The 11,990-nt window shown below is 73.2% G+C and carries 11 protein-coding genes; 2 read left to right on the top strand and 9 right to left on the bottom strand.

Going from position 1 to position 11,990, the window contains the following annotated elements; translation table 11 throughout:
• Positions 1–8: 8 nt before the first annotated feature.
• The 8 genes from tatA to RM788_RS06515 all read right to left on the bottom strand — a co-directional run bounded on the left by tatA (position 9) and on the right by RM788_RS06515 (position 8,677).
• Positions 9–167, bottom strand: a complete 159-nt coding sequence (gene tatA, locus RM788_RS06550) for a Sec-independent protein translocase subunit TatA (RefSeq protein WP_315930608.1) — start codon at positions 165–167, stop codon at positions 9–11.
• Between the two features lie 64 nt (positions 168–231).
• Positions 232–747 (bottom strand): hypothetical protein, encoded by a 516-nt coding sequence (locus tag RM788_RS06545; RefSeq protein WP_315930607.1) that lies wholly within the window; start codon positions 745–747, stop codon positions 232–234.
• Between the two features lie 241 nt (positions 748–988).
• Entirely contained in the window at positions 989–1,636 is a 648-nt protein-coding gene (locus RM788_RS06540) for a hypothetical protein (RefSeq protein ID WP_315930606.1), read from the bottom strand.
• Between the two features lie 106 nt (positions 1,637–1,742).
• Complete coding sequence (locus tag RM788_RS06535) at positions 1,743–2,048, bottom strand: twin-arginine translocase TatA/TatE family subunit (RefSeq protein ID WP_315930605.1); 306 nt, start codon at positions 2,046–2,048, stop codon at positions 1,743–1,745.
• Between the two features lie 94 nt (positions 2,049–2,142).
• Positions 2,143–2,781 (bottom strand): lysoplasmalogenase, encoded by a 639-nt coding sequence (locus RM788_RS06530; RefSeq protein WP_315930604.1) that lies wholly within the window; start codon positions 2,779–2,781, stop codon positions 2,143–2,145.
• Positions 2,782–2,898: 117 nt separating this feature from the next.
• A complete protein-coding gene (locus RM788_RS06525) occupies positions 2,899–4,080 on the bottom strand; it encodes a serine hydrolase domain-containing protein (RefSeq protein ID WP_315930603.1) in 1,182 nt (393 codons plus the stop codon).
• Positions 4,081–4,282: 202 nt separating this feature from the next.
• Entirely contained in the window at positions 4,283–5,635 is a 1,353-nt protein-coding gene (locus RM788_RS06520; protein ID WP_315930602.1) for a hypothetical protein, read from the bottom strand.
• Between the two features lie 39 nt (positions 5,636–5,674).
• Positions 5,675–8,677 (bottom strand): CLIPPER-2 domain-containing protein, encoded by a 3,003-nt coding sequence (locus RM788_RS06515; RefSeq protein ID WP_315930601.1) that lies wholly within the window; start codon positions 8,675–8,677, stop codon positions 5,675–5,677.
• 332 nt (positions 8,678–9,009) lie between these two features.
• Here RM788_RS06515 and RM788_RS06510 point away from each other — a divergent pair, with 332 nt between their 5' ends.
• Together RM788_RS06510 and RM788_RS06505 are read left to right on the top strand one after the other, a co-directional pair.
• Positions 9,010–9,510 carry a hypothetical protein gene (locus RM788_RS06510; protein ID WP_315930600.1) on the top strand — a complete coding sequence of 167 codons (501 nt, stop codon included), beginning with the start codon at positions 9,010–9,012 and terminating at the stop codon, positions 9,508–9,510.
• An 18-nt stretch (positions 9,511–9,528) separates the two neighbouring features.
• Positions 9,529–10,269, top strand: coding sequence for a hypothetical protein (locus RM788_RS06505; protein ID WP_315930599.1), 741 nt, complete (start codon positions 9,529–9,531; stop codon positions 10,267–10,269).
• Between the two features lie 53 nt (positions 10,270–10,322).
• Here the strand turns inward: RM788_RS06505 and RM788_RS06500 are convergent, their stop codons facing one another.
• Positions 10,323–11,924, bottom strand: coding sequence for a M4 family metallopeptidase (locus RM788_RS06500; protein ID WP_315930598.1), 1,602 nt, complete (start codon positions 11,922–11,924; stop codon positions 10,323–10,325).
• Positions 11,925–11,990 lie beyond the last annotated feature (66 nt).

Below are 11,990 nucleotides of genomic sequence, written 5' to 3'. Positions count from 1 at the left end.
GACCGGGGTCAGGGGTGGGACTCCTCCTGACCGTCCTTCAGCTCGGCCTTGAAGACGCGCAACGACCTCCCCACGCCGCGCGCAGCGTCCGGGAGCCGTTTGGCCCCGAACAGCACGACGGCGAGCAGCAGGACGACAAGCCAATGGCTCGGGCTGTACGTGCCCACGGCGGACTCTCCTCCATCTCGGTCCGGCGTCCTAGTGGACACCGGGGGTTCGTCGGGCGCGCCGTCACGCGGTGCGCGCGCGTCTGCCCAGCCGCGGCACCCGGCGGCCCGTCGGGTCCAGCCCGTTCGTGGCGGCCCAGTACTTCAGCAGCGTCCGGCGCAGCGTCTTGCGCAAGCCCTCGGAGATCGTGTGCCCGTCACCGTTGAGGGCGCGGATCACCGCGGCCGCGGGATCGAGCAGGAGACCGTGCTCGTAGCGCGACACCGGCACCACGGGGCAGATCTCGGACAGCCGCGCCAACGCGGCGATGGACCGGTGCCAGTCGCGAACGCCCACCAGCGGCCAGTCGACGCCGCGCTCCCGCAGGTTCCGCGTGAGGTCGCCGAAGAACACCACCCGGTGCACGCCCAGCGGCGTGAGCCGCGCCGCCAGGCTCATCGGGACCGCCACGTCCGGACCCGCCTGGTGGAAGCTCAGGGTGGAGGGGATGGCCATCGCGGTGGGGGAGTGGTGCCGCGACCGCGGCCCGGCGGGCATCGGCACGACCAACCAGAAGCGCGGTGTTCCGGCGGAGAGCAAGGGCGCGGCCTTTCGCGTTGGAGGGCGGGGACGGCAGGCAGGTCTAGCACCGGTGTGCCCGGTTCCCGCCGCTGGCGGGCGCGAGCCACCCGAACGGTCCCCGTCCGCGGGCACTGTCCGGGCACGTGCCCACCCCGGTGGTGCGGTGACCACGATCCGCACCGGGCATTTCCGGGCACGGGCGGAGCGATCGGCACTCCTGGACGACGGAACTCCCCGGCGGGGGTCGGTGGTCACCGCGCTACCGGAACCGGTGCACGGCGACCAGGCGTTCGCGCGCCAGCTCGCCGAGCGCCAGGGCCTCGTCCGACAGCGCCAGCACCGTGGCCTTCCAGCACTCGGGCACGTCGGCCACGACTTCGCGCAGCGTCACCAGGTTGTCGAGGACCCGGTACGAGCCGGTCCCGCACAGGGGGAGGGGGCGGTCGGCGAAGTCGCGGTTCCACAGGTCGAAGACACCCGCCATCGCGTGGCCCGAGAGGAAGACGCGCTCGATGGCGGGGGAGAACACGGCGAGGTCGACGGGTTCGACGTCCCGGAAGTCGACGAGGTCGTCGAGCAGTCCCGGCGGCCACGTCCGCAGCCGCGGGGCGCGGTCCGCGCGGGCCCCGCGCGCCTCCAGCGCGTCGATCGCGTCGTCCAGGTTCCCCGTGGCGAACACCGACCACGCCCGCAGGGAGGGGAGCAGCTGGAAGGCGTTCTCGCAGTGCGCGGCGAGTCGGGCGCAGCCGTGGTTCAGCGTCCGCAGCAGGACGCCGGCGTCGGGTCCCTCCGAACCGGGGGTCCTCGGCGCCAGGTTGTAGGCCAGCACCACGTCGGTCACCGCGCTCGCCCGCACGGTGTTCGGGAAGGGCGCCAAGTCCAACGGGGTGGACGTGCTCGATGTCATCACGCTCTCCTCAGCCTGTCGACCGTCGCGGCACCGACACCGTGCCAGTCGCGCGCCGAGCCCTTGAAGCGCTGATGGGGAAAGCGATGGGGCAGACGGACCCGCATCAGGTGGCCTCGGGGTCGTGGGACGCCCGGCCCACCAGGACGGTCGATCCCGGACGCGCGGGACTGGGCAGTCCACTCACGACGGTGGCGTGCACGTCCGCCGCCTCGCGCAGCGGTCGCCGCAGTTCCTCCAGCCCCGGTCCGAACTCGGTGCCGAGCCGCGCCTCCGCGTCGGCGCAGTACCGCTGCAAGCGGCGCACGGCGCGCGCCAGCGACGCGGCGGCGTGCGGGAGCCGTTCCGGGCCGAGCACGAAGAACCCCACGACCAGCAGCACCAGCACCTGGTCCAATCCCAAACCGAACATGGGATCGACGGTAGGACGACTCCGCGGCCGGGCGCGGTGCCGGTCGGGCCCGATCCGGGCCGGGAAGCCGCGTGCGACCGGACTGTCCGATCGGTCAGCGGCGACCTGGCCGTCGCGCGAACCCGGTGTGGATCAGGTGCTGCGCGGCCGCGTAGGTGGGCATGACCCCGGCGGCCGCCACCCGCGCCGCGGTGCCGGTCAGGGCGAACCTGCCCGCTCCCAGCAGCGCGTCGGACACCGCGAACAGCACGGCGCCGCCGACGATCCGGGTCGCTCCCGGTCCGCGGGACGTGGACGCCGCCGCGACCATGGCGCCGATGGTGAGCGCGTAGGCGGCCACCGGCCTGCCCAGCGGGCCCGCCGCGCGCGCGGAGAACCAGGCGGCCGTGGCGAAACCGGCCATGATCGGGGCGACCGCGCCGCGGGAGCCGGCCACCGAGCCCCGGCCGAGCGCGACGACGTACCCCAGGTGCGCCACCAGGAACGACCCGAGTCCCGCCCGGAACGCGCGGTCCGACGAGCCGAGCAGGGCGACGTCCCCCGCCCACGACGCGGCCAGCCCGAACGCCAGGGCGGGGTCGGCGGGCGGGTGCCCCGCGGCGAGCACCGCCAGCACGGCGGGCTTGGACACCCGGCGCACCCGCGTCCCGCGGCGCACGGCCGCGACGCAGTCGACCGCCGCCACGACGGGGAACACCGTGCGGGCCGCTCGACTGCCGGTCCTTCGCTTCACGATCGGCACCTCCGGGGATCGGCCCCGAGCGTAGCCACACCACCCGGTCGGATGTCGAGTGGACGATCGGCCGCGGAGAGCGTCCGGGGGTGTGGCCGATCGGCCGTCGCGCCCGGCTCAGCCGCCGAACCCGTCGGGGAACAGGACCTTCGCGGCGTCCAGGGCGACTTCCAGCGCGGTGGACTCGTCGTTGGTGGACTTGTTCAGCGCGACCACGAACGTCGCGTCCGACGCGGGGTGGCGGAGCACCGCGCTGTTGAACCCGTAGATCGCCCCGTTGTGCCCGACCATCCCGTTGATCCGCATCATCCCGAGCCCGTAGTCCACGGGCACGGGGCCGGACCGGATCGCCGGGACGAACGCCTGCTGCGCCGCCTTCGAGCCGCCGTCGCGGTACAGGCTGCCGTCGGCCAGCGCCCCCACCCACGTCCACAGGTCGTCCACGGTGGACACCATCGCCCCCGCCGGGCCGGGCACGTCCGGGTTGACGGCGCTGATGTCGCGCGGCGGTCCGCCCTCGACGCCGTCGGTGTAGCCGCGGGCGCACCCGGAGGGCAGGTCCGGGCTCGTGGGATAGCTCGTGCGGGCCAGGCCGAGCGGCTTCGCGACGTCCTGCTCGATGAAGTCGCCGGGCGACGCGCCGGACACCGACCGGATGACCGGGTCCAGCAGGACGTAGTTGGTGTCGCTGTACTCCCACCGGCCCGGCTCGCCGGGGGCGAACGACGGCTGGTGGCGGCCGAGCACCTCGAGCACCCGGTCGACGCCGAACGGCGCGGTGGGATCGCGGTCGAAACCGGCCAGGAACTGCTCGTCCGCGGTGAAGTTGAAGACGCCCGCGGTCATGTCGAGCAGTTGCCGCAGGGTGATCCGGTCGGCGTTCGCCACCGCGGGCACGTACCGAGCCAACGTGTCGTCCAGCGTCAGCCCGCCCCGCTCGGCCAGCAGGATCAACGCGCCGGCCGCGAACGTCTTGGTGATGCTGGCGATCCGGAACCCGTGGTCGGGTGTCATCGGCTCGCCGGTCCCGAGATCGGCCACCCCGTAGCCCTTGCGCAGCGCGCCCCTGCCGCCCACCCAGACGCCGAGCACCCCACCGGGCGCCGCGGCGTCGCCGATCTTGGCCCCCATCAGGCGGTCGAGCGTCTGGACGGTCGCGGCGTCGAAGTCCGCTCCGGGTTCGGCACCGCCGGAACGCGGCTCCGCGGGGTCGGGTGCGCCGCACCCGCCGACCGCGGCCGCCACGACGGCGGCGAGCCCGGCGGTCAGGGCCGTGCGGCGGGACAGGGTGTGGGTCACGGTTGTGCTCCTTCGGGAACCGGGGACGGTGCTGGTCCCAGGATCGGCCGCCGCGCTCGCGACGCGGGTGCCCCGGCGGGTGTGCTCGCGGTGCAGGCGGCGCTGCCCGATGGGGAGAACGCCGAGCGCCGTCGTGCGGTGCGGCCCGGATCCGACGTGCCGGTCGTGCCCGATCCGCCGCGGCCTTCGACGGGACGCGGGGTCACAGCCCGCCTGCCGCCCGCAACCTCTCCCGCTCCTTGGGCACGTCCAGGCCGAAGGTCACCTCGGGCTCGCCGCCTGCGCCCGCCACGACCTCCTTGTCGGTGAACTTCCCCAGCGCCCGCGCGAACAGGTCAGGGTCGTGGGCGCCCCACTGCTCGACGCGTCCAGGATCGCCGAGCGCGCGGGACTTGCGCACCCGCAGCACCCCGCGCTTGCCCACCTCCCGGATCCAGTCGAGCTGCTGGAGGTCGGCCAACCCGTCGTTCCCCGGCACGAGGACCAGTTCCCGGAGCTGGTAGAACTCCACCACTGCGCCGTCGTGCGCGCTCTTGATTGTGTGGCGGGACTTCCGCCGCACGGCGCGGGCGTCGAGGACCAGGTCCTCGAACAGGTCCACATCGGACTCGCCGCGTTCGAGCGGTGTCCGGTTGACGACCCGCTTGCGCCCGCCGTGGTCGGTGACCACGGTGTTGCGGAAGCGGCGGGCGCCCCGGCCGCGGGCCTCGTCCTTGGCCCTGACCCGCTTCTCGCTGACCTCCTTGGCCTCCTTGCGCAGCCGCCGGTCGTAGGCGTCACCGCGCAGCCCCCGCGCCTTCGACTCCAGGTTTTCGGGCGAACCGCTGGGGAACCAGGAGGTCGCCCAGTCGCGGAAGGCCTTCCACTCCGAGGTCCACGCGACGAACAGCGGGTCGACCTCCTGGTAGGCGACGGCCAGCAGGTCCGCGGCCACAGCGGCGGGTACGTCGCCGTGGAAGCCGCTCGACACCCAGTCGGCCAGTTCGACCACGTCGTCGACGTCCGCCTCGCCCAGCCCGAGCGCGTCCGCGTCCTCCAGCACGACGGTGCGCAGCAGATCGCCCCGCGGAAGGCTGTCCAGGGAGGCCTGGAGTCCGGGCAGGTCCAGGTCCCGGCCCGCGCCGTGGTTGGACAGCACCGCCACCAGCCGCGCGGGCACCGTGCACCTCAGCAGGAGCGCGCCCGCGATCTCGGGGGACTCCTGGTCCAGCAGGGCGAAGGCCACCGCGGCCCGTCCTCCGTCGCCCCGCGCCAGGTGGTGGCACACGGCGTGCGGCAGGAGCAGCCGGTCGCCTCCCACGTCGGGGTGGCGCAGGTACTCGCGGAACTGCTCGACCTCGGGGCTCGCGCCGTTCTCCTCCAGCAGCGCGGCCAGGCCCGCAGGCGGTTCCGTGATCGCGAGGTGCCGCAGGTGCTGCTCCACCTCGGGAGGGCACGACTCCGCGAACCGGAAGTACGTGACCTCGACGCCGTCCTCCCCCCTGGTCGCGGGCCTGCGGTCCTCCTCGACGTGCGCGAGTGCCAGTGCGCAGAGGTCGTCCACCCAGCCGGACATGCCTCGTCCCCTCTCGGATCGGTGCGGCGGAGTCGTCGGTCAGTTGCCGCTGCGGCGCTTGCCGCGCAGGGAGAGCAGCGCGACCGATCCCAGGAGCAGCGCGACGAGCGCGAACACGGTGATGCCGCGGACCGACGCCCCGGTCGACGCCAGTGGCGTGGTGGGGGTCGACACCGCCCCGGCCGCGGCGGCCGAACTCTTCGGCGCGGACGCCGACGTGCTCTTGGACGCGGAAGCCGAGGTGCTCTTGGACACCGACGTCGACGCGGGCGTCGACGAGGTGGCGGGTGCCGAGGACGACGGGCTCTCCGTCGTCGTGGTCGTGGTGGGCGGCGCGGTCGTCGTGGTGACCACCGGCGCGGCCTTCACGGCGACGGTCGTCGAGGTCCGCGATGCCACGGCCTCACCCGCCGGACCGGTCGCCGAGGAGGTGGCGTCGAGGACGACCTTCCCGCCCGTCGCGTCCGCCTCGGTGATCCGGTAGGTCGCGGTGCACGTCGACAGGGAGCCCGCGGCCAGGCCGTCCGCCAGCGGCGGCGTGCAGACCAGCGGGGGGAGCGTGCCCGCCGGGGAGGCCAACGACGCCGTCGCCTCCACGCCGGTCAGCGCCACGAACCCGGTGTTCCGCACGAGGACCCGGAACTCGACGTCGTCGCCCGTGCCGCCGACGACCCCGTCCTGGTTGCCGTCGGACAGGTCCGCCGTGGACGCTTCGACGGACATGAGCGCGGACTGGACGAGCGGGACCTCCGCGGTGTTCGACTTCGTCGTGACGGCGACCGGCGAGTCGCCCGACAGGGTCGGCGTGTAGGCCAGTGAGCCGACGGTCGTGTCCTCGGGACGGATCGTGTACGCGGCGGTGCAGGTGCTCGTCGCGCCCGGCGCCATCGCGGCGCCGATCTCGGGCGTGCACCGGAAGTCCAGCACCGAGTCGCCCAGCATGTCGTAGAGCGCGATGTCCGCCAGCGTGGTGGTGCCGGTGTTCTTCACCACCACCTCGTAGGTGACGACGTCGTTGGCGTCGTTCTTGCCGTTGCCGTTCCTGTCGTCCACGCCCTGCACCTTGGCGGTCAGGTCGATCGAGGCGACCTTCGGCAGTTCCGTGGTCAACGCGATCGCTCCCGCGGGGAGCACCGCCGTGCCCTGCGCGGTGGTGCCGCTCACCACCGGGCTGTAGGACACGACGCCGGCGTCGATGTCGCCCTGGGTCAGGGTGTACGAGCCGGTGCACACCAGCTGCAAGAGCGGGTCCAGCGTGGTGTCACCGGTGTTCGGGCAGCCGGTGAGCACGATCTTGGTGTCGCCCTTGCCGACCACGTCGCCCACGGCGGAGACGGTGTGGAGCGTCGTGTTGCCGGTGTCGGCGATGGTGATCTTGTAGTCGATCCGGTCCCCCGGCCGGTAGAGGCCGTCCTGGTCGGCGTCGACAAGCGTGGCGCTGCCGGTCGCGGTGATCCCGGAGGACTGCGCGATGGGCACGGTGAACTTGAGTTCGCCCCGGAGGAGCACGCCGAACGGGATGATCTGCCCGGCCGCGTAGACGTCGAAGGCCACCGAGCCCCGGTCGATGTCGGCCTGGACGAGCCGGTACGTGGACGTGCAGGTGGCCTTCTGGCCGGGGTCGAGGGTGAGGCGGCCGGTCCCGTCGGGGCACACCGCGAGGGACTGCGCCGTGACCGGATCGTTCTCGTGCACGTTCAGCCCGACGGGAGCCGAGGTGTTGCCGGTGTTCTCGACGGTGAAGGTGACCGACACCGGGTCGTCCGGCCGCAGGGGTCGTCCCTGGTCCGCGATCGTCCCGCCACCGGTGATCGTCAGCTCCGGCAGCCGGTCGAGGGCCGTGTCGTCGACGACGGCGGACGACTTCAGCTGGGCGCCCAGCGCTGATCGCGCGGAGGCGGTCGCGGTGGTGCGGACCTTGGCCACGTTGATGTCGGCGGTCGTGACCGCGTACCGGGCGGTGCAGGTCGCGGTGCCGCCCGGCGCCACCGGTGTGGCCGCGCACGTCACCACCGGAGCCGTGGTGGCGGGGGCGGTGGGAGTGCTCGTGACGGCGACCGAGTTGACCGTCGTCGTGCCCTCGTTCTCGATCGCGTAGGTGTAGTCGATCGCGTCACCCGCGTCGTCCCGCCCGCTGCCGTTGAGGTCGACCACCGTCGAGGACACCCCGGCGAGGGCGATCCGGGCGGGCTGGAGGACGACCTGGCCCGGTCCGTTGTTGGCCGCTTCCTCGATGGAGTACGAGTACACCTCCTCGGCCTGTCCCGGCAGGAAGTCGCGGACGCAGGAGGCCCCGCCCCCGCCGCCCCCGCCGGTCGCGTCGGTGACGCTGTGCGCGCCTTCGCCGCCGGTACCACCACCGCCGGTGCCTTGGCCGTCCTTGACGCAGCCCCCGCCTCCGCCGCCTCCCCCCGACACGCCGACCCAGCCGTTGTAGGAGTTCCCGCCCCCGTTCCCGTTGCCCGCGGACGTGGATCCACCCGTACCACCGGAAGCGCCTCCGTTGCCCCCGGAACCGTCGAACCCCTTGATGCCGCCGTTGCCGCCGTCACCACCGTTGGTGTCGTTGTTGGCGTCGCCGCCGCCTCCGCCGCCTCCTGCGGCCTCCATGACCAGGGCGAGTCCGTTCGCGGCGACGATCGCGCTGCTGCCGCCGCCGTTCCCGCCCGCCTCACCACCGAGCTGGCCCGAGCCGCCGAACCCACCGGTGTGGTAGCCGCCGTAGTTGCAGGCCAGGTAGACCTGCAACACGTCGCCGGGGGAGACGTCCAAGGAGGCCCGTAGCACCGCACCCGCCCCGCCGGAGGCCGCGCCCTCGTCACCGCCATCGGTGTTGCCGGGTCCGCCCCGGTTGCCCTTGACGATGACGTCCAGGCCCATGGTGCCTTCGGGAACGGTGTAGTAGTACGGGTTCGTCGTGGTGCCGGTGTTCCCGTTCGCGTCCTGCGGACAGTCGTAGGTCCTCGCTTGCAACGGCGCGGGCTGCGCCGACGACACCCCGCCGAGCGGTCCGGTCAGCGACGACAACACCAGGAACGCCACCCCTGCCGTCGCCGCGGCACGCCCCCCGCGTCTCCGGATTACCTGTGCCCGTGGCTTCGACATGCTGTGTCCCCTCGGATGCCGGTGTGGCCGCGGTACGTCGGCCGGACTGCCGGTGACGCTAAGGCGGTCCGCGCCGCGGGACGTCCCGCGCGAGGCAGATACCGGGGCACCGCGCCCGGCCCCATCGGGCAGCGGTCCGGCTGGGAGCCGTCGGGCGCTGGGGTGCCGGTGATCGTGCTGCCCCTTGGTCTTCCCCTTAGCGCTGCCTCACCGAGCCGGGGGAGGGGCACTGTTTTCCCGGCCGGCAACGAGATTGCGGAGGGGACGACATGACCGATGACCTCGGGTGGATCGACGACGGGACCGTCCGGGCGCTCAGGAGCCGCCACGGGGACGGGTGGGAGCACCTGTTGCGGGAGTTCGCGGGTGCGACCGGTGGCTGGGCGGCGCTGGACGACGAGGGGAGGAACGCGCTCGCGCTCGAGTTCGCCCGGCAGGGGGCGGGCGCCTTCGACTGGCTGGACGTGGAGAACCGGGACTACCTGCGCGGGCAGTACGGCGACGAGTGGGACGTCGTGCTCGCCGGCTACCTGGACGACACCTGGGGCGCGGACTGGACGTCGTTCGACGACGACACCAAGAACCGCATGTGGACGGAGCTGACCGCGCGCACGCACGTCGACGACCCCGACGTCGCCGAGGAACCCGCGGTGCCCACCGACGCCGAGGTGGAGGCGTACCTGCGCGGTGAGCTGGACATCCCCGAGCACGTGGAACGCCTCCTCCTGCTGGCCGTCGAGCGCGGCACGCTCGTCGCCGAACCCGCCTGACGCCACCGGAGGACCGACATGTCAGCACCGTTCAACAGCACCGCGGACTACAACGCGGAGAAGGCCGTCGCGGACTCCGGCTTCCAGCTGGTCACCGCCGCGTCGATCGCGCTCGCGGTCGTGACCTTCCACCTGCGCAAGGGTTCACTGGAGATCCCGACCCTCCGGGAACGGACACCGCTCGGGGCGGAGTACGTCCAGGGGTACCGCAAGGGCGAGTCCTCCGGGGTGGACGCCACCTTCACCTGGCGCACCGACTGGAACTGGAAGGGCTACTTCACCTGGGGCACCACCGAGAGCACCTTCCGGCTCGGCCACGGCGACCGCGTGCTCGCCTCCTCCGCGGTCCCCCTGCGGATCACGTTCGACCGGGTCCGGTGCAGCGGGCTGGGAGGGACGCGCTGGACGATCGAGAACCTGGTCGTCCGCAGGGGGGACGGGGACATCCGACTGCCGTGGCTGACCGAGGTCAAGGCCGAGATCGAGGTGTTCTCCCACCCCTCGGAGGAGCCCGGCACCCGCTACGTCGAACTGCGCTTCAGGTGGATGGAGTACGGCAGGCTGACCAACTCCGAGCGGTCCGCCTCGCTCTTCATCCACGCGGACGGTCGGGCCACCCACGGCGACGACGCCTTCCGAGCTGCCGTCGGCGCGGACTACGACCGGGTGGTCGGGGCCCTCGCGCACGGTGCCGCGCCGGTCGACTACGAGAACCCGATTCCCCACGTCCTGGTCCCCGACAGCGAGGAGTCGGGGTAGCCGTACCGGCAGGTGGTGGCGCCCGTGGTCCGGGCACCACCACCGCGCCGGGATCAGGCGCCGGACTTCGGCACCTCCGCCATGCGGGTGGCCCGCACCGCCTTGCGCACCTGGTCGCAGTCGCCCGTGGTGGTGCCCGCGACGGCCGCGCGCGAGTTGAGCGCGCACGCCGTGTCCAACGCGGTGCCGAGGTCGCGGAACGTCGAGGCCGGGGTCAGCTGGTTCTGCACCGCCCACCACAGCGCGACGGACTTGTCCAGGCCGAGTCCGGAGACGGTCTCACCGCCGAACGACCCGCCGTCGGCGATCAGGAACGCCGCCTTGTTCGCGACGCCGCTGTTGCGGTGCGGATCGGCACCGGACACCCAGTACTTCCCGTCGACCTGGTCGGGCTGCCGGTGCTTCGTCGGGTCGGCCATGTCGCGGATGACGCCGAGCGAGGACCCGTCGCCGATCTGCCACCGGGTGCCCGCGAGCTTGCCCGGCGTCGTCAGGTCCACGAACTCGCCGAAGATGTCGGACATCGCCTCGTTGATCGCACCGCTCTCACCCCGGTACAGCAGGCCGGAGATCTGCTGCGTCACCCCGTGGGTCACCTCGTGCGCGGTCACGTCGACGGTGCTCACGCCCTCGCCGAAGGCCATCTGCTCACCGTCCCAGAACGCGTTCGCGTAGGGGCAGCCCTCCTCCGCGCTGCACAACCGGACGGTGGCGCGCAACGCCTTCCCGTTGCCGTCGCCGACGTCGACACCCAGCATCGTCGTCAGGTCCACCCGCAGGTGCCGGGAGTACAGGGCGCTGGTCCGGCCGAGGTGGTCGTAGACCTCGTCCACATCGGACTCCCCGTTCGCGGGCGAATCCTCGGTGCGGGTCGCGGGGAACGTCGTGCCGCAGCGGACGTCGGCCCGCAGCCGCTCGTCCGTGGTGAACCAGGTCGCCACCTCGGTGCGCTTCGCGTCGCACACGACCCGGTTGTTCACCTGCTCGGTCGCCTCCCACGCGGTCAGCGCCGTCGCGTCCACCGCGTCGACCACGACCTCCCAGCGCCTGCCGTCGACCGCCGCGCGCACGGGAACCACGTACGCGGGCCTGGCGACCCCGTCACCGCCCTCGCCGAACAACGCCGCGTCGTACCAGCCGCGCCGGGCCCCGGAGGTGATGAGCCCTGTGGGGTCCATGCCTGCCCGTTCCGCCGTCGCGGCGACCGCGGCCTTCGTGATCGGGCCGCCGTCGGTTGCGTCACCTGCGGGGAAGGCCCCGGACGTGCCGCGCGCGGTGCGCCCCTGCGCCGACACCAGCGCCCCGGACCGGTCGAGCAGCTGCACGACTTCGCCTCCGAGCACCGGAACGCCCGAGAACTCCTGCCGGTAGCGCACGGCGCTGCCGCCGTCCAGGACGCGGGCGGACACCTGTCGCAGGGTGGAGCGGTTCACGTCGAAGCCCCGCGCCACCAACGGGAGGTGCTCGTCCGCCGCGGTCGCGGGATCGCCGCCCGCGGGGTGTGCGGCGACCGGCCGCACAGCGGTCACCAGGTCGGCGTCCCGGTCGACCGCGAACGCCGGTGCGGCGTTCGCCGGGGCGCCGTTCGCGCAGAGCACCGCGGCGAGGGCGAGGCAGGAGAGCACCCGCGAGGGGTGCGTCGTGAAGTGGGGCACGGATCGTCCTTCGGTCGGTGAACCCGGCTCGTGGCCGGGTGATCAATTCGTAGGCGACCGGCACGA

Source organism: Umezawaea sp. Da 62-37 (assembly GCF_032460545.1).
Lineage (GTDB): Bacteria > Actinomycetota > Actinomycetes > Mycobacteriales > Pseudonocardiaceae > Umezawaea.
This window is presented reverse-complemented; position numbering and strand designations above follow the sequence as displayed.

What these genes read in the sequence shown, in the direction of transcription:
- RM788_RS06540 (WP_315930606.1), bottom strand. Translation starts at nt 1,636, where the DNA reads ATGACATCGAGCACGTCCACCCCGTTGGACTTGGCGCCCTTCCCGAAC.
- RM788_RS06535 (WP_315930605.1), bottom strand. Translation starts at nt 2,048, where the DNA reads ATGTTCGGTTTGGGATTGGACCAGGTGCTGGTGCTGCTGGTCGTGGGG.
- RM788_RS06520 (WP_315930602.1), bottom strand. Translation starts at nt 5,635, where the DNA reads ATGTCCGGCTGGGTGGACGACCTCTGCGCACTGGCACTCGCGCACGTC.
- RM788_RS06510 (WP_315930600.1), top strand. Translation starts at nt 9,010, where the DNA reads ATGACCGATGACCTCGGGTGGATCGACGACGGGACCGTCCGGGCGCTC.
- RM788_RS06505 (WP_315930599.1), top strand. Translation starts at nt 9,529, where the DNA reads ATGTCAGCACCGTTCAACAGCACCGCGGACTACAACGCGGAGAAGGCC.